We start from the raw sequence: 23,076 nt of genomic DNA, 5'->3' as shown, positions 1-23,076 counted from the left end.
AGTAAAAGGTAAGAAATAACAGATAAGAGGCGTTTTACTTGCCTTTTACCTTGTTACCTCTTACCCTTTACCTATTAAAATTCGTCTATATTATAGGCTTTAAGTTTGTTGTAAAGTGTTTTACGTGTAAAGCCTAACAGCTTAGCTGCTTCTGTTTTATTATTATGGGTCTCGTGTAGCGCACTAATAATGAGTTCACGCTCGTTTTCTTTGGTTGAAAAAGAAAAACGCTCCGTAGGGAAATGGCGTGTTTCAGTAATTACAGGCTCTGGCAACTCATTTTCGGTAATATAATCACCTTGTGTGAGTAGGGCAGCGCGTTTCACCGTGTTCGATAGTTCGCGCAAATTACCTCCCCAAGTGTATAAAAGCATCTTTTGTACCGCCTTTTCAGTAAACCCTTGTACGTTCTTATGTAGCTTTTCATTTGCTTTTTCCAAGAAGTATGAAGCAAATATCATCAAGTCGTCTTTGCGCTCACTTAGCGAAGGTACTTTTATCGAAAACTCGTTCAATCGGTGATAAAGGTCTTCGCGAAACTCTCCTTTTCCTACTGCTGCCAATAAATCTTCGTTGGTAGCTGCCAATACACGAATATCAACTTCTATTTCCTTAGAACTACCAATAGGTTTAATACGGCGCTCTTGTAGGGCACGTAGCAATTGTATTTGGTTGTCATAGCTTAGGTTCCCTACCTCATCAAGGAAAATAGTACCACCATTTGCCTCTTCAAAGTGTCCTTTTTTATCGGTAATTGCTCCCGTAAACGAACCCTTTACGTGACCGAAGAACTCACTCGATGCAATTTCTTTAGGAATGGCACCGCAGTCCACCGCAATAAAAGGCTTGTTACGACGCTCACTTTTCAAGTGAATAGATTTAGCTATCACCTCTTTACCCGTACCACTTTCACCAGTAATGAGTACCGACATATCCGTAGGGGCTACCAAACTGATAAACTTATTCAGCTTTTTAGAAGCGGCACTTACACCTTCTATATATGAATTTTCGTTAGTAACAACAGGCTGAGCAGCTTTGCCTGGGCTGTTGTCCGCCTTCACATTTTCCTTCTTAGGTAACGAAGCCGTACGCGTACTGCTTTGTGCATTCTTAATAACATTCAGTACGTCCTCTTGTTGGAACGGTTTCGATATATAATCAAAAGCACCCAATTTCATTGCCTCTACCGCAGTCGATACTTCCGCATAGCTGGTCATTACCACTACTGGCAAATCTGGATATACTTCTTTCACCTTTTTCAAGAAATTGATACCGTCACCGTCGGGCAGACGTAAATCAGTGAATACTAAACTTAGCGATGCATTTAGGCTTTTCTCCGCTTCTTCTAAATTATAACATCTTACTACTTCATATCCATTGCGCTCCAAAAATTTACCTAACATTTTGGAAAAAACTACATCATCTTCTACTAAAAGAATTGGATTCTTCATACTTTATATATGTCTTTTTAAATTAAAAAATATACTGTTTTTAGCCGTTACCTCACTTATCATCATATGATAAAAATATGAACATCAGCTTTGTGCGTTTAAAAAGCGCTCTTTAAAACAGGACAAAAATTTTGCAAATATACAAAACTTTTCTAATAAACATACTATATTAATAAAAAAAGACTTTCTTTTTTCAAGAAAGTCTTTCTTCAATGCATATAATATAAATACTACTACTAACTCCCAATATTTGTTAGTACTTTAAGCTAGCTTGGCTAAACTTAAAGGAATGTCTTAAAATAGTTTAATAAATGATTGTGTTTAAACAATTAAAATTTTAGCAATGTTCTTAATATAAAAGTTGTTTCCCAACAACACAATGAAATGAAATTTAATTTTTAACAACAGTTTTGTTTAATGATTCTTATCTAACAATGTTTCTTTTAGCAATTTTTTCAGTAATTTAATTTTTAACCATTTTCTGTTTGTGACAAATCATTTATTTTATTACTATGCACAATAAGTTTTATCAACTTACGCCTACTATATAGAAAATTCCGTGCCAAAATACCGTAAATCTGTTCATAACTACATTAAAACATTTATTATCAATACAATAAGTTATTAACAACCTGTTGATAACTTGTTAGTATCCCGTGCGTAACCTGTGTACAAAGTGTGTAGTTATACACAAAATGTGTAAATATGTAACTTTTTACACACTATCATCTCTCAATCCAACCCCTCCTATGCAATACTATCTCCTCCCCTTCTCTTCATCTTATTTTTATCTTAACCTCAATTCAACCATCAGATTCATCTCACAAGTGCTACTTATCCCACAAGTCTGAGTATACAAAAGAACTATTTTCTCCACTACCCTTCTACCAATTCTCTACTAATTGCCCGTGTAGCTCGTATTTGCCCGTCGTGCTACACCCTCACATTACCTTCACCATTCGTCCCTCGTCACCCGTCATCTCTTCTCTTTTTCCCGTCACTACACTCCCCCTCTCCTTGGGAGAGGGACGGGGTGAGGATTCTTTTTCTTTCGCCTCGAAACCCTCTTTTTACCGTTTTTTGCATTGTTGTATTATATTATGAATCAATTATTTATATACCCTTCCTATACCAATCGTCCAAGATTCGTATAAGCTTCCTATAAGCTCTCTATAAGCTAACCCCACCTTCCTAACAGCCTTTTCTCATCAAAAAACCTCTCTTCTCTCTTGCGAATTTCTCCGTTTCCTTCCGAATCCTACTAACAGTCTCAACACATCGCTTTTTCATCTCAAACTTTGCCAAAGGTGCGAGCCACACAGGCAAAAACTTTGGCAAAGTTAATTATGGCATTATCAGCATTTTTGGTTTTATCAGCATTATTCCCTACCTTTGCACCCTATTAAACACCTGTCGCGCTAACCATTCACCATTCACCATTAATCTTTTACCTTTTACCTTTTACCTTTTACCTTTTACCTTTTACCTTTTACCTTTTACCTTTTACCTTATGAACATACAATTACCTCATTCCATATTACAGTCAGGAAAACATTTGTTGCTCTCAGGCTCCAAGTCCGAAAGCAATAGAGCACTTATATTGCAAGCGCTCTTCCCTGAACTCACTGTGCAAAACCTCTCCACCGCCGATGATACCCTACTGCTACAACAAGCTCTTACCTCTCATACAGAAGTTGTAGACATTCATCACGCAGGTACTGCAATGCGCTTTCTCACCGCTTATTTTGCAATACAACAGGGCAAAGAAGTGCTCCTCACAGGTTCTCCCCGAATGAAAGAAAGACCCATAAACCTATTAGTAAATGCATTACAACAGTTAGGCGCCGATATTACATATACTGAAAAAGAAGGATTTCCACCTATATATATAAGAGGCAAAAAGCTTACTAACAACGAAGTACATATCCAAGGCAACGTCAGCAGTCAGTACAGCTCAGCTTTATTGCTTATTGCTCCTGCTTTGCCTAACGGACTCACCTTGCATTTGGAAGGCGAAGTTACCTCTCTGCCTTACTTAAAAATGACTACCAATCTCTTAGCTCATTGCATAGGACAAGAGCAAGTGTTGTTCAAAGCCAATACTATAAAGGTAAACACAATGAAAGGAAAAAACTTACTACATAACAGTTGGGAAGTAGAATCCGATTGGTCTTCCGCCTCCTATTGGTATGCTTTTGTTGCCTTATCGCCCATAGGCACCACCCTTTCATTGTCCTATTTTAAGCCTCATAGCCTGCAAGGCGATAGTGCCTTAAAAACTATTTATGAGTTTTTTGGAGTGCACTCCTCATTCAAAGGTAATGAATTAACTATTGAAAAAGTAGCTGAACCTCAGCAAAAGCGTTTCGAGTATAACCTAAATGCCACCCCCGATATAGCACAAACCATTGCCGTTACTTGTGTAGCAATGGGCTTAGAGTGCCATTTAACAGGCTTACACACTCTTAAAATCAAAGAAACCGACCGCCTTCAAGCACTACAAACCGAACTGAGAAAGTTAGGAGCCGATGTAAGTATTACTCACGACAGCTTGCATTTAGCACCTTGCCCACACTTGCGCTCTGGTATTAGCATTGCTACCTATAACGACCATCGAATGGCAATGGCTTTCACACCTTTGATGCTAAAAACTACCCTCGAAATAGCCGATAAAGAAGTCGTAAGCAAATCCTATCCCTCTTTTTGGCACGACGTAGCCCAGCTTACAGTTAAAAAATAATAGCTTATACTTATTTTCAATTAGTAACATAAAAATCTACCGCGATACGACAAAAGCATATTTTAATTGTAAAATATTAGAAAACAATGTTTTAAACAACTAATTATCAGATACTAAAAAATAAAAAATAAAAAAAGTTGTTCTAACATAGTGTTTATTAAATAATTAATTTGTACCTTTGCACGCTGAAAGGATTTAGAGAATATTATTAATAAAAACAATATAAAGATGACAAAAGCAGAAATTGTATCAAAGATTTCCGACAAGTTGGGTCTTGATAAAAACGACGTTCAACTAACGGTTGAAAACTTTATGAACGAAGTAATCAACACATTAGAAAGTGGTCAAAACGTATATCTTAGAGGCTTCGGTAGCTTTATTATCAAAACTAGAGCTGAAAAAACTGGACGTAACATCTCTAAGAATACCACTTTGAAAATTCCCGCTCATAACATTCCTGCCTTTAAACCTGCAAAAGTATTCGTTGAAGGAGTTAAAGCTAAGGTAAAAGTAGCTAAAACTGATAAAAAAGCGAAAAAATAACATTGTATTAATAAATCACAATATATTAAATAATTAAGTTATGCCAAGCGGAAAAAAAAGAAAAAGACATAAAGTGGCTAACCACAAACGCAAAAAAAGAGCGAGAGCTAATCGCCACAAAAAGAAAAAGTAGTTTTTAACTACTTTTTCTCTTTAAAGTAGTATTGTTTAACTAAAATCCAACAAAGTGGACAAAGAATTAATCATTCGTTCTGGTTCCTCTTACGTAGATTTTGCTTTGCTCAGAGACGGTAGGCTCATCGAACTTCATAAAGAAGAAGATACTAACGGCTTAGGAGTAGGAGATATAATGCTCGCTAAGGTGCGCAAACCTATACAGGGGCTCAATGCAGCTTTTGTAAACGTAGGTCACGAAAAAGACGCCTTCTTGCATTATCACGACTTAGGCCCCCAATTAGCTTCTCTACTGAAGTTCCTTAAATGGGTAATCTCTGGAAAACTAAAAGACTTTTCTCTTAAAGATTTTCCCTTAGAACCCGATATCGATAAAAATGGTTCTGTAGCCGAAACACTTAAACCTAATCAACCTATACTGGTACAGATAGTAAAAGAACCTATCTCCACCAAAGGTCCTCGTATCAGCTCTGAACTCTCTATCGCAGGTCGTTACCTCGTGCTGGTTCCCTTTTCTGACCGCATTTCTATCTCTCAGAAAATAGAAGGTAAAGCCGAGAAAGAACGCTTGCGTAAACTCTTGCAAGGCATTAAACCCAAAGGTTTTGGTGTGATTGTACGCACCGTAGCCGAAGGTAAAAAAGTAGCGGAACTCGACAAGGATTTGCAAAGTCTCTTCAATCGTTGGGTTTTGATGTGCCGAAAAATTCAAAAAGCGGTTTTTCCCTCTAAGGTAATGAGTGAAGTGAACAAAACGGGGGCTATCCTCCGCGATATGTTCAACGATTCCTTTACAGGTATTCACGTAGATAATGAGCAACTCTATGAACAGATAAAAAAATACGTACAAGAAATTGCTCCTGAGAAAGAGAATATCGTAAAACTCTATCACTCATCAGTGCCTATATTCGAAAAGTTCCATATCGAGCGACAAATCAAAACGGCTTTCGGTCGCACCGTATCGATGCCAAAAGGAGCTTACCTCGTAATAGAACACACCGAAGCCTTACACGTGATAGACGTAAACAGTGGCAACCATTCCAATAAAAATAACGACCAAGAAACCACCGCTCTATCCGTAAACCTCATCGCTGCTACCGAAATCGCACGACAACTCCGATTGCGCGATATGGGTGGTATCATCGTCGTCGATTTTATCGATATGGGCAATAGCGAAAACCGCCGTGTATTATTCGACCACTTGCGCAACGAAATGGCCGAAGACCGTGCTAAACACAAAATCTTGCCCCCGAGCAAGTTCGGTCTGATACAAATCACACGCCAGCGAGTGCGCCAAGAACTAAACATCAAAACAAAAGAAGAGAATCCAAGCAAAGAAGGCGAAATCGAAGCGCCTATCGTTCTAATTGATAAAATCAATATAGAACTTGAAAGCATTATTAAGGAGGAAGCCTATAAAGGACGCATCGTGCTAAATGCGCACCCTTTCATAGCAGCTTATTTAACCAAAGGGCTATTTAGCTCTATCCGTTTCAAGTGGTTCTTGAAATACAAGCGATGGATAAAAATCCTACCGCGCGATGCCTATACTTATTTAGAGTATCGCTTCAAAACCAATGAAGGAACCCCTCTTTAACATTACCAAACTCGGTGCGTAGCAATACTCACCGAGTTTTTTTATTAAATAACAAATATGAAAACCATCGTCTCTACAAAAGTCTTATCCCAAGAACAGAAAGCAATCCTTTCAGTTCTTCCTATACACCTCATCGAACACAACTTTATCACCGTAAGCCCTATAACAATGAGCCTCACACCACCCTACGACTTGCTCATTGTTACCAGTCAAAATGCAGTGAAGAGCCTATCGCGACACTCTTTGGCAACTACCTTAAAAGAGACTCCTGTTCTTTGTGTAGGTGAGCAAACTCAACAACTACTCACTCAAAACGGTTTTAATGTATTGCATTTTGCCCACTATGCCTCTGATTTGGTTCAATATTTACAGCAAAACTTAACTTCCTTAAAAAAACTTACCTCTATCGCATTCTTTGCAGGTACTCAACGCCTTAATACTCTCCCCAACTTCTTTGTTGAAAACAATTTAAAAGTAAAAGAAATCACCGCTTATAAAACTGAATATACTCCTATTGAGATAAAAGAGAACGCAAGTGCTATTCTCTTTTACAGTCCGTCGGGAGTAGAAAGCTACTGCTCGCGCAATACCCTTACCGCTGAACAACAGATATTTTGTATAGGTAAAACAACCGCCGAAGCCGTAAAAAACAGATTAAAAAACCAAACTGAAAATATAATCCTCCCTACGATTCCTACTGTAAAATCTCTTTTAGAAATACTGTCTATAAACCTAAAATAACAGACTATATTAAGGTAATAATCCTAAAAATAAAGAAAATAATCACTAAACATTGTTGCTCTAATTATATTTTTTTGTATTTTTGCCGATTGAGGTAGTATGTTACCTAAACACTATTAACATAATAAACAGGAAAATGAGTTGCAATAGTTGCACAATCAATCATACAAAAAAAGGGTGTATATCCAACTGTCGAGCCAGTAGCTTTGGGAGTGTAAAACTCTCAGTGTTCGATTGGCTTGCTAATACTCAATTAGCTGGTGGACAAGAGTTTTTCGACTGCGTGGAAGTACGTTTTAAAAACAGTCGAAAGGAATACTTCCGCAATGTCGACAAGCTCCCTCTGCAAATGGGAGATGTCGTAGCTACCGAAGCTCCCTCAGGTCACGATGTGGGGGTAGTAACGCTCACAGGTGAGTTGGTGCGTTCGCAAATGAAGAAGCGAAAAATAGATTGGGAAGGCGACTTGCCCCGCGTATACCGCAAAGCCAATCAGCACGATATAGATGTGTGGCAACAATCACGTGCCAAAGAGATTGAAGTACAAAAACAATCACGCGAGCTGGCTATTGCCTTAGGACTCGAAATGAAAATCTCAGATGTCGAATTTCAAGGTGATGGCTCTAAGGCTACTTTCTATTATACAGCTGAAGGACGCGTAGATTTCCGCCAACTCATTAAGGATATGGCAAAAGCCTTTTCAGTGCGTATAGAAATGCGCCAGATAGGTTTCCGTCAAGAGGCAGCTCGCTTGGGCGGTATAGGCTCTTGTGGGCGCGAATTGTGTTGCTCTACTTGGCTTACCGATTTTAGAAGTGTTTCTACTTCCGCTGCCCGCTATCAGCAACTCTCTTTAAATCCACAGAAATTAGCAGGGCAATGTGGTAAGCTAAAATGTTGCTTGAACTTTGAGCTCGATACTTATTTAGATGCTCTGCAAGACTTCCCAAGAACCGATACAAAACTCCATACACAACGCGGTATGGCTACTTGTCAAAAGATAGACATCTTTAAGCGATTAATGTGGTTCACTTATGATGAAAACCCTATTACTTGGCACAAACTATCTGTAGATAGTGTAAAAGAAATCTTAGAAATCAATAAAAACGGCGAACCTATCGAGGAACTCGAAGAATATGCCATTGTAACCGATTTGTCTTCTCGTAAGAGTACCTCAGTATATGAGGGCATTGAACTCGCTCCGGTAGAAGAAGATAGCATCACCCGTTTCGATACTCCTAAGCGCAAAAAGAACAAACGCAACAATAAAAAGGACAATAAAGGAGGTCAAAAGAATGCTAAATCTGCTCAAAGTAACAATAATAACTCCTCTAAACAACTGAAATCACAGTCCAATCAAGGAGCTAGGAAAAACAATAACAATGCAGAAGTAGCAAACGAGAAACAAGTTCAAAAGCCACAAGCGAAACCTAAAAATACTCATTATACCAATGGGAATAACAAAAAGAACCCTAATTATAAAAACAAACAAAAAGTTAATAATAACGACAATACACCAAAAGATGAGAATTCTTAGCCTGCTAACCTTCTTTACCTTGCTTATTTCTTGCCATAGTGGAGTGGAATATAGCCAATATGTTTCCCTACCCAATGGTTGGGAACAGCATAAACCTATGTTTTTTGAATTAGAAGAAAACGACACAGTAGCAAAGAAGAACCTTTTTATAATGCTCCGAAATGACGAACATTATGAGTTCAGCAATCTGTTTCTCATTACTAAAATGGAATTGCCTAACAGCAATAAAGTAATTGTAGACACTTTGGAGTACGAAATGGCTACCCCCGAAGGTAAATGGTTAGGCTATGGCTATTCAGCCGTAAAAGAGAGTAAATTGTGGTATAAAGAGAATTTCACATTCCCTACTAAAGGTAAATATCTCATTAAAATAGAACAAGCAATGCGAAAAATAGGCGATAACAACGGCGTGCCTGTGCTCAAAGGAATTACTGAAGTAGGATTAAGAGTTGAGGAAGTAAAAAACAGAAAGTAACCTTTCATTGATAAACTAATAGATAAGATATGAAAAAAACAAACGACACAGAAAACAATAGTGAAACCAAAAAGGGTATAAGCCCTGTCGTAAAATGGTTTTGGTATATCTTTGCTGGTGGAATTGTAGCAATTATGTTGCTGTTCTTATCAGCATCTTTGGGACTATTAGGCGAGATGCCTGACTTCAAACACTTAGAAAATCCCGAAACCAATTTAGCTACCGAAATAATTACCGCCGATGGTAAATCCTTAGGAAAATTCTATTTAGACGAGAATCGCACTCCTATTAAGTTTAAAGATTTGCCCAAATCATTAGTCGATGCGCTTATTGCTACCGAGGACGAACGCTTTTATGAGCATTCAGGTATCGATGTACGTGGCACCTTGCGCGCAATGTTTTTCTTCGGTAGCAGAGGAGGAGCTTCAACTATTACCCAACAGTTGGCTAAACAGCTCTTCCATAAAGAAAAGAAAAGAGGCTTAGGGCGTTATACTCAAAAGATAAAAGAATGGGTCATTGCTACTCGTCTCGAGAAACAATATACCAAAGAAGAAATATTGGCAATGTACTTTAATGTCTACGACTTTAATAACAATGCCGATGGTATACGCTCAGCTGCCAAAATTTACTTCGATAAAGAACCTAAAAACCTCAAGATAGAAGAGGGGGCAATGCTAGTCGGAATGTTTAAAAACTCCGCTCTTTATAACCCAGTGAAAAATAAAGTAGGCGTCACCAATAGGCGTAATGTAGTACTTGCCCAAATGGCAAAGAACAACTACATTACTCAGGAGGAAAAAGACTCTCTACAAAAACTGCCTTTAAAAATTAAATTCACCCCTGAGAGTCATAACGACGGCTTGGCTACCTATTTCCGCGAATACTTGCGTACTTATATGAAAACCTGGATTGAAAACAATCCTAAGCCAGACGGTACCAAGCACAACTTATATCTCGATGGACTAAAAGTCTACACTACTATCGATTCTAAGATGCAAGCCTACGCTGAGGCTGCCGTTAAAGCTCATATGCAACGACTACAAAAGGCTTTCGACGCCGAAAATAACCCTAAGAAGAACCCTATGTTCCCTTTCGTGAAGGTCTCAAAAGATGAGTACGCAGCCCTAATTGAAAAGGCAATGAAAAACTCTAATCGCTGGACTCACTTAAAGTATTTAGGCTATTCCGAAAAGGAAATCCGCGACTCTTTCTATAAAAAGACCGATATGCGCGTATTCAGTTGGAAAGGTGAGAAAGACACTGTAATGACCCCTCGCGATTCTATACTGTACTACAAGGCTTTTTTGCGCACAGGAATGATGTCTATGGAACCCCAAACAGGGCATATCAAGGCTTGGGTTGGTGGTATTAACTACAAACATTTCCAGTACGACCAAGTCATACAAGGAGCTCGCCAAACTGGGTCTACCTTCAAACCTTTTGTTTATGCCACAGCTATTGACCAGCTCCACTATTCTCCTTGTTTAGAGCTACCCGATATACAAACTTGTGTAGAAGCTCATAAATATGGTAACCTGCAAGCGTGGTGCCCGCGTAACTCCACAGGTAACTTTACCGGTAAGATGATGACTCTCAAATATGCATTAGCAAACTCCGTGAACTCTATTACGGTGAATTTAATGGATAAAGTAGGTCCTCTTCCTGTCATTAACTTAGTGAAAAAGTTAGGGATTACTTCCAATATGCCTCAAGCTCCTTCCATCGCCTTAGGTACTGCCGATGCTACTGTTTTCCAAATGGTAGGTGCTTACGGTACTTTTGCCAATGAAGGCGTATATGTAAAACCTGTACTGATTACCCGTATTGAAGATAAAAACGGTACAGTACTCTTCGAAAATACTCCTGAAACTCACGATGTAGTAAATGCCGAAGTAGCTCGCGCCGTAGTAAATCTTTTAGAAGGTGTTACTCGCTATGGTTCAGGGGCGAGATTGCGTACCAAAGGAGCTGATAGTTACAACGCTGTATATAAAAATGTGATGACTGGCTATCCTTATCAATTTACCAATGCCATAGCTGGTAAAACCGGTACTACCCAAAACAACAGCGATGGTTGGTTTGTCGCAATGGTACCTAATCTTGTAACAGGCGTATGGGTAGGGGGCGAAGACCGTGCAGTACACTTCCGTAGTATGGCTTATGGACAAGGGGCTACAATGGCTCTACCTATTTGGGGATACTATATGAAAAAGTGTTATGCCGATGCTGACTTAGCTGTTTCCAAAGCTGCATTCCCTGCTCCTCAGAATGTACAAATCCAAATAGATTGTAGCAAGGAGAAAGAAGAAGACTCAGGAGAAGACGATACCTCTATCGATTTTTAATCATTAAATATATTAAAAAAAGGGATATCTTCGCTTTTGCGTTGGTATCCCCTTTTTTTTGCATTGATAAATACAACCGAACTTTCTTCTTATCCCTATCTTAGCTTTAACTTACCTTCACTTTTTCTTCGTTCATTGTTCATCATTCCTTCGTCTTTTGTTCGTTGTAGACCCACTGTAGAGCCACTGTAGACCCACTGTAGACCCACTGTAGAGCCACTGTAGAGCCACTGTAGACCCACTGTAGAGTCACTGTAGAGCCACTCATTGTTCGTTCTTTGTTCGTCTTTTCTATAAGCTCTCTAAATCTACATTATTTAATTCTTCCGCCCTCATTTGCTAATTTGCTAATTAACTCATTTTACTAATTTTATCCGTCTGTGTGGCTCGACCGTCATTTGTTCGTCATTCGTCTCTCGTCATTCGTACCTACACTCCCCCTTTGAAAGTAGCCAGCAACAGCTGGGTATGTGTAAAGAGAGAGGTTTGTCACCTTTTCCAGCTTGTCCCCCTTCGGGGGTTCGGGGGCTTACCGAATAAGAGAGTCGCTACATTCCCCCTTCTCCGTCGCTATATTCCCCCTTTTCCGTTATACTCCCTCCTATTGCCTATGGCTTAAGGCCTATTACCTATTCCTCTTTCTTTCGCCTCGAAACCTCATTTTTAGCACTTTTTAATCGTTGTATTATGGTATTAATCAATTACTTACATACCCTTTCTATACCAATCTTCCAAGATTCGTATAAGCTTCCTATAAGCTCTCTATAAGCTAACCCAAGCTCTTTTCATCCAAAAAACACTTTTACCAGTTACTTATAATTCCTTTTTATTTCCTTTTACAAAGCCCTTGTGCTTCTATTCTGTATATTTTTCGTAACATAAATACTACGATATTTCTTACGTTGAGCTCACGTTAACTTATTGATTACTTACGTTTTTACCAGAAAAATAACTTTTAGTAAAGAAAAATGTACAATAAGTAAAGTGCTTTTTGTTAAGTATTCCTTAATTTTGTCCCAAAGAAAAAACTTTAAATTTTATATAATGAAAAGCATCATTAGCATTTGTATTTTGCTGTTCAGTATCCCAATGCTGGCGCAAAAAGTAACTATTACGGGGGTAGTTACCGATGAAAACAAACAACCCCTCCCTGGTGCAAGCGTTGCTGTAGAGCACGCACATTCAGGTACGGCTACTGATTTTGAAGGGCGTTTCTCTCTAAGTGTAGCTCCTACCGATAAAATAGTAGTGAGCTTTATGGGCTATCGCTCCAAAACCATAGCCGTAGGTAAAACACGTACTTTCAATGTATCTCTCGAACCTGAGGTCACTCAGATTGATGAGGTAGTGCTTGTAGGGTACGGTACACAGCGCAAAAGCGATATCTCTACGGCAGTAGCTTCGGTGAAAATGGCAGATATCGCCCAAAGCAGTCCATCGCAGGTATTGCAAGCGTTGCAAGGTAAAGTGAGTGGGGTGCAAATCATCTCTTCCGATGGTTCTGCTTCCAGCGGACTCACTTTTAGAATTCGCGGGGTGAACTCCATTACAGGAGGTACGCAACCGCTCTTTGTTATTGATGGGGTGCCAATGCCTACTCAAAGGGTAACCAATACCAATGAAGATGTGGCTACCAATCCGCTACTCAGCTTAAACCCTAACGATATCGAATCAATGGAAATCCTCAAAGATGCCGCAGCAGCAGCTATCTACGGGTCTAACGGTTCTAATGGGGTAGTACTTATCACCACCAAAAAAGGAAAAGAGCTCGCCAAACCAAAATTCAATTTCAGTTATGCAAGTTCTATTGATATGATGCCTAATATCCCTCTGAAGGTGCTCAGTGCTGAAGATTACGCTCACAAAATGCTCGATTATGGCACTTGGGGCAATCAACCTCAAATAGACTTTTGGCAACGAATGATTGCCGAAAAAGGCTGGAATCACCCTGCCGTAAAAGATTGGCTGAAAGAAGTTACCCAAACAGGTACTAAAAACGAAGCTAACGGTAGTATCACGGGTGGTACCGACCAAACCCGCTATATGCTTTCAGTGGGCTATCTCAACCAAGAGGGACTTATCAAACGTTCTGCTTTCAACCGCTTCACTTCACGCCTCAACCTCTCACAGAAGATTAACGATAAGATGAATGCAGGTATCAACCTCTCTTATGCCGTTTCTAAGGATAAAAATCCCGTAAGCGATTGGTCTCAAAATGGAGTGGTTCTCAAAGCTTTGCAAACTTCTCCTTTCTTAGACTACCCTGGTTTTGGTACCCTAATGAGCTATCCTAATATTCGTACGATGAGCCCTAAGGTAGCAGTAGACCAAGTGGATATCAATACCAAATATAACGAGCTCAACGCCAATGTATACCTCAGCTATCAACTGCTTAAAGATTTGACTTTTAACACCAGTGCTTCTTACCGTTTACACACTATTGGTCAAGACCGTTTTTGGGGACCTGACACTTGGTTTGGACAGTCAGAACGCGGACGTATGGAGCTATCTCATCGCAATGAGAACAGCTGGGTATATGAAGCCCGTTTGCAATACTCTAAAAGCGTCAATAAGCACTATTTTTCTATAATGGGCGCTTTTGAAGCCAATAAGTATTGGACAGATTATACTTACAATAAGTCTACTAACTTCGAGGATACCAAACAAGGCATTTGGGGTATCAACCAAGGGTTAGTAACCTATGCGCCTTTGTACACTTATGATGGCAACCAATTAGTATCCTACATCAGTAGGGCTACTTATAGTTATAACAACAAGTATGTGCTTAATGCTTCTTTACGTGCCGATGGTTCTTCTAAATTTGGTAAGAACAACAAATACGGTTATTTCCCTGCTATTTCTTTGGCTTGGAATGCTCACGAAGAAGACTTTATCAAGAAAATAGAAGCTATTTCCAATTTGCGTTTGCGCGGTAGTTTCGGTATGACAGGTAACAATCAAATCCCATCTTACCAATCTTTAGCACAACTCGCTAAAAACAAAGTAGTATTAGATGGTAACAAAGTGGAAATCGGTCGTTATACCAGCAATATTGCTAACGACAACCTCAAATGGGAAAGCCAAAAGCAATACAATATCGGTTTAGATTTGTCCTTCCTCAAAAACCGTTACACCCTTTCTACTGAACTGTATTATAAACGCATAGACGATATGCTTTTGGAAGTGAATATCCCTTCTACTTCGGGATTCCAAAAAGCGTGGAAGAATGCAGGTTCAATGGAAAACAAAGGTCTCGAAGTGAGCTTCAATGCACAATGGTTGCGTGAAGGCGATTTCAAATGGACAACCGATTTCAATATTTCTTTCTACCGAAACAAAATCCTTTCGTTAGACGAAGGTCAGTATCAACAATTTTATGACCGTGGCATCAACTCCAAAATCAAAAGTGATGTGCTCTTGCGTGTAGGTATGCCAGTAGGTATTTACTACGGTTATGTAGCCGATGGTGTATTCCACAACCAAAACGAAGTGGATAACGCTCAGCCAGGGCCTAACGTCGCTTTAGGAGGTTTGCGTGTGAAAGACATCAACCACGATGGGGTAATCGATACTAACGACCGTGTGCCTGTAGCCGATGTAAACCCATTGCACACAGGTGGTATAGGTAACACTTTCTCATATAAAGGTTGGGAATTGTACGCTTTCTTGCGTTGGTCGTACGGTAACGATGTAGTAAACGGTAATGCTTACTACCTCACAGGTACTAAGAATATCGACAATATCACACAAAGCGTTTATAACAACGTGTGGTCGGAAGCACACCCCGACCGTAACTTCCCGCTCTTTGGAGGTGGTTTCTGGGCTGAAAACGCTTTCCGTAGCGACTTGGTAGAAGACGGTTCTTTCTTGCGCTTGCAAACTGTTACTCTTAGTTACAACTTGCCTAAAGAAGTATTAGAGCCTTATAAACTTAACAAATTGCGCATAGGGGTAACAGGTACCAATCTTGCGCTTTGGACACGTTATTCAGGGTTTGACCCCGAAGCTAATACGGGCTATGGAACTATTGCCCGCTTAGCCCCAGGTCTCGATATGAGTCCGTATCCACGACCTACATCGGTTTTATTCTCAGTAGAAGTTGGTTTTTAAAAGATATAGATTATGAAATTACATATTACCACCATTATAGCAATAGGGGCAAGCCTCGGATTGAGCAGTTGTGCTAAGTTCTTAGAAGAAGACCCTAAAAGTACCCCTACATCTCAATTTTTCTATGAAAATGAATTGGATGCTCGCCAAGCAATGAACGGTACTTACCGTTACCTCACCGATGTGTATGTTACAGGACACGGCACCAAACAAATCAGTACCGACCTTGCCAAACGTGCCGATTGGGACGAAGGGGGAGGCTTGCGCAACTACAAGTTTGGGTCAGACAACGATTATATTACCCAAATGTGGCAACAACATTATGCAGCTATTAAGAACTGCAACTCGGTAATCGATAATGTAACTGAACACCAAGGTCGCATCAATAACTGGGAACGCTATGTAGCCGAAGCTCGTGGTGTGCGCGCTTACTTGTACTTCGATTTGGTGCGTTGGTTTGGCGATGTGCCTTTGGTTGTGAAAGAAACCAAATCACTCGACGACCTGAAAGTACCTCGTACTCCACAAAAGCAGGTATTTGAGCAAATTATTGCCGACTTTACTTATGCAATGGCTCACGTAGCCGAAAAAGGCGATACAGGCAATGGTTACCAATACGGACGTATTACCAAAGATGCTTGTCGCGGTTTCTTGGCTAAAGTACACTTGTGGCTTGCCTCAGTAGCACAACGCGACGGACGTGAAGTGCTTGGTTCGGCTACTGAAAACTACACCAAAGCAATGAACTATGCCAAAGAGGTCATACAAGGCGGTCGCTACCAATTAGTAGAATACTATCCCGATGTATTCAACGCTAAAACCAAAATAAGCGAAGCTCCAAAAGAAGTTATTTGGTGCGTACAAGGTCTTACAGGCGACGATACCGGTACTCTCACAGGAATGCTTTACGGAATGAGAGGGAATGAAAACTTAGGAGGTTCGTGGGATAACATCTCTAGTTCCGATTACCACCGTATGATTTATGAACCCTCCGACTCTATTCGCCGGTTGTGGAACTGCCCACGTGTGCAAGTACTCGACAATGGTAAGTTATGGGGTTGGGACTACAATATTTATAAAGATACCCGTGTAGACCAACCTCTTAGTAAGGCTACCGAAAACAATAACTGGGTGATGTGGAGCATCGGTAAGTTCCGCCGTTTCCCATTAGCTGATACCTCTTCCTATAACTACAAAAACTTTGGTATGGATGAACCGTTACTTCGCTTTGCTGATGTACTCCTCATCTATGCAGAGGCTTATAACGAGGTAAACCATTCACCTGGGGCTTACACACCCTCGTCTTCTTTAACAATGAATGGCACCAACGTGCAAAGCGCTTACGATGCGGTGAATTTAGTGCGCAAACGCGCTCGTATCTCTAACAAAGCAGGCGGACGCATCGTACACCGCGATGTATTGCCTCGTGATTTGGATAAAACTCATATCAACGATGTAAACACCGTAGTACCCGATTGGAAAACCTCCTCTTATGGCTATGACTATGCAGGTACTGCTATGTGGACAGCTAAACATTACAGCGATGATTATACCGCTTTCCGCACTGAAATCTTAAATGAACGTGCACGCGAGCTTGTAGGAGAAACCACCGACCGCTGGTGTGACCTCGTACGCCGTGGCATTTTGGTACAAGCTTTCCAAAACTGGCGTATCAACAATCCGTTTATCAGTGGGGAGGAACGCCGTATTCCAGCACCTGCTGCGCCTGAGAATGTTCGCCCTTATCACCAGCTATTACCTATTCCGCTTAGCGAATTGGACGCAAATAAGAATTTAACTCAAAATCCTGGATACTAAAATGAAAACACATATATTACTCATTAGCAGTTTGCTACTCACGGCTTTGGGTGCTTGTACTAAGGATAAACCTGAAGACGTAGACCTATCAGTAATAGCTGATAAAACCCAAGTGAAGGTAGGCGACCCCGTAACTTTTACTATTCATCATAATGTAAATGCCTTGGCTATCTACACCGGTGATGAAGGGCACGATTACCAAAAGAGTATAGACAATGTACTCAAAGGGAAGACTTCTGAGGAATTACAAGGTAAAAACTATCGCCCTACCGACCCTGATGTGAAACCTTACAAAGTAGACTTTACTTCTACACAAGTAGGAAGCACTACCTTAGCCGATGGCGCTTTTGAAGTGCGCAATGCCAATAGTGGAGAAAACTTAGTGGGCAAACAAGCCGAAGTAGTAACGGATGCTACCATAGGTAAAAATGTAGTGAAAGTGAATGCCAAACACCCTAACTGGTGGTATGAAGCTTTGCGTCTTAATATAAATACCAAAGTAGGAAGTAACAAGAAGATGACTTTACGAATGAAGTTTGCGACAACTACTTTGAAAAGTACTAACGACCAAAGCGAACACCCCGAAGAAACAAAGTTCCCTATCGTGATATTCTTAGGAGGAATTGCTGAAGGAGAAACAGCAGTCACTTTCAAAAAAGAAACCGTTTGGGATTTATTTGTAGAACCCAAAACTGAGTATACCGATTACACTTTTGATATTGGTCGTACCATTTCAGCGTGGGAAAGTGCTGTAAACAAAAAAATGGCAACGCTTTCTTATATTCAGATTCTGTTTACTACCGTGGGTGCTGGCATTGGCTATATAGGTGATTATTTTGTTGAATCGGCTAACTTTGGAGCTATTGACTATAAGGCTTTCGATACAGGAAAAGGTATTACCATTACCGATGATTCTGGTGTGACCAAATACACTCATACGTATGACAAAGCAGGAACTTATGAGGTAGTGGTAGTGGGCAGTAGCAGTGGTTTTAAAAGCTATTCAAAAGACGGCTATAAAACTGATGTAGGAACTGTAAGTGCTGACGAGTACAAGTACAACACTGAATACCGCACTATCAAAATTACGGTAGCCCCATAGGATAGTGATGAGGTGTAATCTGTACGAATAGGGTAAAGAAAAGACGAAGAAGAGGTGAACGAAGAGTGGCTCTACAGTGGCTCTACAGTGGCTCTACAGTGGCTCTACAGTGGCTCTACAGTGGCTCTACAGTGGGTCTACAGTGGGTCTACAGTGGGTCTACAGTGGGTCTACAACGAACAAAAGACGAAGGAATGACGAACAAAAGACGAACTTACGATGAAGGTAAGGGAAATCTAAGATGAAGAAATGAAGGTTACTTATCAGTTTTTAGATTTGGGTATTTTGAGCTTTTGATAAGGATTTTATATCTTTGCCCTCTAAATGAAATTTTAACAAATGGACAGAACGATAAAGCTCCTGCGAATCCTGCTGTTGTGGCATTTTCTCTTTCCTATCGCTTTCACAGAGAGGGTGGTGGTGAGAACACAAGCGCAAGAAACTTTCCTTTTCCACCATCTTACGCGCAATGAAGGTCTGTTACACGACAACGTTACTTGCATTGCTCAGGATTCGTTGGGCTTTATTTGGTTAGGTACTCATAGAGGGCTCAACCGTTTCGACGGCTATTCGCTTGATGCTTACAAGTATGAGCAAGACCCTATCAACTCGGTGTACTACAACCGTGTGTACAGCTTGCAACCTATGGGGCGTTACCTTTGGGTAGCTACCGAAGCAGGGGTAGCTTGTTTTGATATTCGGCTGAAACAGTTTGTCAATTTCAAAATAGACGACCCTCTTGATTTGGCTTTCTATACCAAAGTAAAACTTTTACAAAAAGGCACAAACAATGAACTTTGGCTTTTGAGCGAAAACCAAATTAGGCGTGCTAAGGTAGTGTGGAATCAGCGCGAGAAGTCACTTACGCTGAAAACATTGCCTATTGGCTCTGTCTCACAACTCACTACTTCGCAACTCAATCCGCAAATAGCAGTGAGTGAAAAAGGAGAAGTGTGGCTTTCGGGGTTCCCTTGGTTATCAGCTTACGTTCCTGACAAGGGCAGACTAAAAGCCCTACCTGAAAAGGTAAACAACATAGGTTCGGGTATCGTAAAGATGCTCTATGCCGATGGCTACTTGTGGGTGATTTACCGAGATAGCTTAGTGAAGTACGCCTATAAGCCCGATAACACCTATGCGATAGTTGCTAAAAAGGAATTTGACCTGAACAAACATTTGCTTTCTCTTACACTGAGCGGGCAATACGTGTGGGTAGTGAATGAAGAAAGTATCTTTCAGTTGGATAAAAACAGTCTTTCTCTGCTGAAAGAACACAGTCACTCGCCTTTGAATCCGTATTCGACAAGCAATCATATCAACAGTGTGTTCTTAGACAAGGATAGCAATTTGTGGGTATCGGCTTGGTCTAATGGCGTATCGTACAGCAGTACGCGCGATGCGTTCTTCAAGACGGTATGGATAAAACCCCAGAGCAAAGTGGGTTCGGAGTTTGTAAGCACGATGCACTACGACCCCGATGGCTATGTGTATATAGGCAATAAGTTCGGCGGAGTGATTAGGTTTCACACCCAGAGCCAGCAGTTAGACGAGCATTATTGCAATGCTCCTGAGCTTTCGCCTAACGTTACGAGTATTCAGAGCGATAAAGCACACTTGTACGTATCGGTTCGCGAACGGGTATGGGTGATAGACAAGCAAAGCCGACGCATTATCGGTTCGTTTGCAACACAGTGCAACGATTATATATTTGATATCAAGCTCGATACCTTTCACCGTTTGTGGATTACTACCTATTCAGGATTGGAGTGCTTTGAAGAGCAAAAAGGACAATGGCAAAACGTCTACACCTTTACCGAAACAACGCCTGAACCTCGTAGGTTATCTACTAACAAGCTCCACAAAATATATGTGGATAAAGCTAAGAACGAACTTGTGATAACCTCGGTAATGGGCTTAAACAGATTGCAACTCAATGCCAAAGGCGAGGTAGTGCGTGTGCTCAAATACGCTGCCGACGCTAAAACCCCGCACAGCCTGAGTAGTAATTATCTTTGGGCAATTGATAAAGACAAAGATACTTATTGGATAGGTACTATGGGTAGCGGACTCAACAAGGTGGTTCTCACTGATAACGCTAATGGCAAACTCACTTATACTGCCGAACATTACGGTATAGAAGAAGGGGCAACCTCTAACGATATTGAAAGTGTGGAAGTAGATGCTTTTGGCAATGTGTGGTGTGGAGGCTTTTACTTGAATTTCTTTGATACAAAACTAAAACGTTTTGCGGCTTTCAGCAACAATGATGGCTTGCAAGGACACAGTTTCGGGACGGCTTCCTCTTGCAAAGATGCTGAGGGGAATCTGTACTTTGGAGGCTCACACGGCTTTAACTATTTCAAACCACAAGCGCAAATGTTTTCGTCAGCTCACCTAAGAGTACATTTTAGCAGGTTTGAAAACAACGGCAAGGTAGTCAATTCGTGTATAGAGTTTACCGATGCGCTTTCGATTGCGTACCCGAACAACGATTTTTCGGTGTACTTCACCACTTTGTCATACAATGCCCCTCAGCGGTTGCGCTACCGTTATAAATTAGAGGATTACGACACTGATTGGCATTATATAGCGGTGAATGACCCTGCCCCACACGCCACTTACCAAAAGCTCCCTTATGGTACTTACAAACTATTAGTGGAGGTAGGCGATTGGCAACAGTGGAGCGGAGCGCAGACCGAGCTTACAGTGGTCTCCAAGCCTCCTTTTTGGCTTACGTGGTGGGCGTACAGCCTCTATGCACTTGCCCTTGCAGGCTTGCTGTACATAGGTTTCAGGTACTTTATGCGATGGACGCAAATGAAGCATACCATAGCTGTACAAGAGGAAAAAGAGCGACATAAAGAAGAGCTAATGCAGATGAAAATGCAGTTCTTTACAGACGTCTCACACGAGTTCCGCACACCACTTACCCTAATGAGCCACGCAGTAACTGAAATGGAAGAGGAAATGCCTTCCAATAAGTATGTGCATACCCTCAAACGCAATACGGGTAAGCTCAGTAATATGGTGAACGAACTGCTTGAGATACACCGTATGGACGTGTATACACCTCAGCTAAAAGCCAATTATATTTCGGCAAATAGCTATGTGCAAGCCATTTACAACGAGTTTAAGGAGTGGGCAAGCAAAGTGGCTATAACCTTGCAATTAACACTGCCTGAACAAGAAGTGAAGTTGTGGTTAGATGAGAAGTATTTTAGCAAGATACTTTCGAATATTCTTTCCAATGCCATTAAGTACTCCAATGCGAGCAGCACTATATGCTTATCGATTTCGGTAGAGAATTTGAGCGAGCTCACACCGCTCTACAAGAGCGCCTTTGAGAACACTACGCATACCTTACCAGGCAAACAGTTGGTGGTAAAAGTGCAAGATGAAGGCATAGGGTTGGAGAAGAATGCCTTATCCGAAATCTTTGAACGCTTTCACCGTGTAGAAGGACAAGGACAAAAAAGAGTGGGTTCAGGCATCGGGCTTTCTTTGGTAAAATCATTAGTTGAAGCGCATCGCGGTGGGATTATCATTAGCAGTAAGCCCAATGTAGGTACCGAAGTCATCATCACCTTCCCTATGGACGATAGTTACTTATTGCCCGAACAGAAGTTGCAGGACAGTGCTTTTCAGCTGAAAGAATACTTATCAGACTATGCGGTTGAGTATGAACACATAGGCGAAGACGAGGACGAAATGTTAAATTTGCCCCAAGAAGATAAACCTACCTTGCTTTTAGTAGACGACAATCACGAGGTACTGATGATACTCAAAAACATCTTTATGAAAGAGTACAACATCATTCTCGCCTCCGACGGCGAACAAGCGATTGAGAAGTGTAATCAGCATTTTCCTAATTTGGTCATATCGGATGTGATGATGCCTAAAATTGACGGATTTGAGCTCTGTGGTATCTTGAAAAAGAACCTACAAACGTGCTTTATTCCTGTGATATTGCTCACGGCGAAATCGCAAATAGAGTCACAAATAGAAGGAATTGAGTTAGGAGCTGATGCCTACCTTACGAAACCTTTTGATGTGAAACTGCTCAAAACCAATGTGCGCAATTTGCTCAACAAGAGCAAACAACACACTCCTATTGAGAATATCCGTCAGAAAGTGATTGATAAAAAACAACAAGAACAGTTAGACAAGCTCACTCACTTGGTAGTGACCAATATGCAAAACCCACATTTCTCGGTAGATAACCTCTGCCTTGAACTCGGTATGAACCGCACTAAGTTGTACAGCTTTGCCAAACAAGCTACCGAGCTTACCTTGGCGAACTACATTCGCAAAATACGCTTAGACAAAGCTGCCGAACTGCTAAAAACCACCGATAAACTCATCAGTGAAGTGTGCTACGAAGTAGGAATCGATAGTCCGTCGTATTTCACAAGAGCTTTTAAAGAACAATTTGGGGTATCACCCTCAGAATTTATTTCAGGTAAGAGATAAGAGGTAAGA

The 23,076-nt window shown here is 40.8% G+C and carries 14 protein-coding genes; 12 read left to right on the top strand and 2 right to left on the bottom strand.

All coding sequences use genetic code 11. The features are described from left to right. Positions 1 to 74: 74 nt before the first annotated feature. Positions 75 to 1,451, bottom strand: a complete 1,377-nt coding sequence (locus tag ACSQ7D_RS06285; RefSeq protein ID WP_002670899.1) for a sigma-54-dependent transcriptional regulator — start codon at positions 1,449 to 1,451, stop codon at positions 75 to 77. 1,510 nt (positions 1,452 to 2,961) lie between these two features. On the opposite strand from ACSQ7D_RS06285, the gene ACSQ7D_RS06280 reads away from it, so the two are divergent. The 7 genes from ACSQ7D_RS06280 to ACSQ7D_RS06250 all read left to right on the top strand — a co-directional run bounded on the left by ACSQ7D_RS06280 (position 2,962) and on the right by ACSQ7D_RS06250 (position 11,567). Further along, positions 2,962 to 4,191 carry a 3-phosphoshikimate 1-carboxyvinyltransferase gene (locus ACSQ7D_RS06280; protein ID WP_437135673.1) on the top strand — a complete coding sequence of 410 codons (1,230 nt, stop codon included), beginning with the start codon at positions 2,962 to 2,964 and terminating at the stop codon, positions 4,189 to 4,191. Positions 4,192 to 4,419: 228 nt separating this feature from the next. Next, positions 4,420 to 4,734 (top strand): HU family DNA-binding protein, encoded by a 315-nt coding sequence (locus ACSQ7D_RS06275; RefSeq protein ID WP_002670816.1) that lies wholly within the window; start codon positions 4,420 to 4,422, stop codon positions 4,732 to 4,734. 187 nt (positions 4,735 to 4,921) lie between these two features. Continuing rightward, complete coding sequence (locus ACSQ7D_RS06270; RefSeq protein WP_002670818.1) at positions 4,922 to 6,466, top strand: Rne/Rng family ribonuclease; 1,545 nt, start codon at positions 4,922 to 4,924, stop codon at positions 6,464 to 6,466. A 57-nt stretch (positions 6,467 to 6,523) separates the two neighbouring features. Next, positions 6,524 to 7,207: a uroporphyrinogen-III synthase gene (locus ACSQ7D_RS06265; protein WP_437135672.1), complete on the top strand. Its 684-nt coding sequence runs from the start codon at positions 6,524 to 6,526 to the stop codon at positions 7,205 to 7,207. Between the two features lie 226 nt (positions 7,208 to 7,433). Further along, a complete protein-coding gene (locus ACSQ7D_RS06260; protein WP_437135699.1) occupies positions 7,434 to 8,744 on the top strand; it encodes a PSP1 domain-containing protein in 1,311 nt (436 codons plus the stop codon). Next, positions 8,731 to 9,219, top strand: a complete 489-nt coding sequence (locus tag ACSQ7D_RS06255; RefSeq protein WP_009409915.1) for a gliding motility lipoprotein GldH — start codon at positions 8,731 to 8,733, stop codon at positions 9,217 to 9,219. Before ACSQ7D_RS06260 ends, ACSQ7D_RS06255 begins: the two co-directional genes overlap by 14 nt. Before the next feature lie 29 nt (positions 9,220 to 9,248). After that, a complete protein-coding gene (locus ACSQ7D_RS06250; RefSeq protein WP_437135671.1) occupies positions 9,249 to 11,567 on the top strand; it encodes a penicillin-binding protein 1A in 2,319 nt (772 codons plus the stop codon). Positions 11,568 to 11,709: 142 nt separating this feature from the next. On the opposite strand, the gene ACSQ7D_RS06245 is transcribed toward ACSQ7D_RS06250, so the two are convergent. Beyond that, on the bottom strand, positions 11,710 to 11,835 hold the full coding sequence (locus ACSQ7D_RS06245) for a hypothetical protein (RefSeq protein ID WP_437135670.1): 126 nt from the start codon (positions 11,833 to 11,835) through the stop codon (positions 11,710 to 11,712). A 776-nt stretch (positions 11,836 to 12,611) separates the two neighbouring features. Between ACSQ7D_RS06245 and ACSQ7D_RS06240 the strand changes: the two genes are divergently transcribed. The 5 genes from ACSQ7D_RS06240 (at position 12,612) to ACSQ7D_RS06220 (ending at position 23,067) form a co-directional block, all read left to right on the top strand. Beyond that, positions 12,612 to 15,677 (top strand): SusC/RagA family TonB-linked outer membrane protein, encoded by a 3,066-nt coding sequence (locus tag ACSQ7D_RS06240; protein ID WP_437135669.1) that lies wholly within the window; start codon positions 12,612 to 12,614, stop codon positions 15,675 to 15,677. 12 nt (positions 15,678 to 15,689) lie between these two features. After that, entirely contained in the window at positions 15,690 to 17,495 is a 1,806-nt protein-coding gene (locus tag ACSQ7D_RS06235) for a RagB/SusD family nutrient uptake outer membrane protein (RefSeq protein ID WP_437135668.1), read from the top strand. A gap of 1 nt (position 17,496) precedes the next feature. After that, the gene (locus ACSQ7D_RS06230) at positions 17,497 to 18,597 is read left to right on the top strand and encodes a DUF5017 domain-containing protein (protein ID WP_437135667.1); all 1,101 of its coding nucleotides are present in this window, start codon (positions 17,497 to 17,499) and stop codon (positions 18,595 to 18,597) included. Between the two features lie 54 nt (positions 18,598 to 18,651). Then, positions 18,652 to 18,795 carry a hypothetical protein gene (locus ACSQ7D_RS06225; protein ID WP_437135666.1) on the top strand — a complete coding sequence of 48 codons (144 nt, stop codon included), beginning with the start codon at positions 18,652 to 18,654 and terminating at the stop codon, positions 18,793 to 18,795. A gap of 141 nt (positions 18,796 to 18,936) precedes the next feature. Beyond that, entirely contained in the window at positions 18,937 to 23,067 is a 4,131-nt protein-coding gene (locus ACSQ7D_RS06220) for a response regulator (protein WP_437135665.1), read from the top strand. Positions 23,068 to 23,076 lie beyond the last annotated feature (9 nt).

The sequence above is a fragment of the Capnocytophaga sp. G1920 genome (assembly GCF_051417515.1).
Note: the sequence above shows the minus strand (reverse complement) of the source record. Positions and strands in the feature narration are given on the sequence as shown.

What these genes read in the sequence shown, in the direction of transcription:
- ACSQ7D_RS06230 (WP_437135667.1), top strand. Translation starts at nt 17,497, where the DNA reads ATGAAAACACATATATTACTCATTAGCAGTTTGCTACTCACGGCTTTG.
- ACSQ7D_RS06275 (WP_002670816.1), top strand. Translation starts at nt 4,420, where the DNA reads ATGACAAAAGCAGAAATTGTATCAAAGATTTCCGACAAGTTGGGTCTT.
- ACSQ7D_RS06240 (WP_437135669.1), top strand. Translation starts at nt 12,612, where the DNA reads ATGAAAAGCATCATTAGCATTTGTATTTTGCTGTTCAGTATCCCAATG.
- ACSQ7D_RS06250 (WP_437135671.1), top strand. Translation starts at nt 9,249, where the DNA reads ATGAAAAAAACAAACGACACAGAAAACAATAGTGAAACCAAAAAGGGT.
- ACSQ7D_RS06285 (WP_002670899.1), bottom strand. Translation starts at nt 1,451, where the DNA reads ATGAAGAATCCAATTCTTTTAGTAGAAGATGATGTAGTTTTTTCCAAA.
- ACSQ7D_RS06280 (WP_437135673.1), top strand. Translation starts at nt 2,962, where the DNA reads ATGAACATACAATTACCTCATTCCATATTACAGTCAGGAAAACATTTG.
- ACSQ7D_RS06235 (WP_437135668.1), top strand. Translation starts at nt 15,690, where the DNA reads ATGAAATTACATATTACCACCATTATAGCAATAGGGGCAAGCCTCGGA.
- ACSQ7D_RS06265 (WP_437135672.1), top strand. Translation starts at nt 6,524, where the DNA reads ATGAAAACCATCGTCTCTACAAAAGTCTTATCCCAAGAACAGAAAGCA.
- ACSQ7D_RS06255 (WP_009409915.1), top strand. Translation starts at nt 8,731, where the DNA reads ATGAGAATTCTTAGCCTGCTAACCTTCTTTACCTTGCTTATTTCTTGC.
- ACSQ7D_RS06245 (WP_437135670.1), bottom strand. Translation starts at nt 11,835, where the DNA reads ATGAGTGGCTCTACAGTGACTCTACAGTGGGTCTACAGTGGCTCTACA.
- ACSQ7D_RS06220 (WP_437135665.1), top strand. Translation starts at nt 18,937, where the DNA reads ATGGACAGAACGATAAAGCTCCTGCGAATCCTGCTGTTGTGGCATTTT.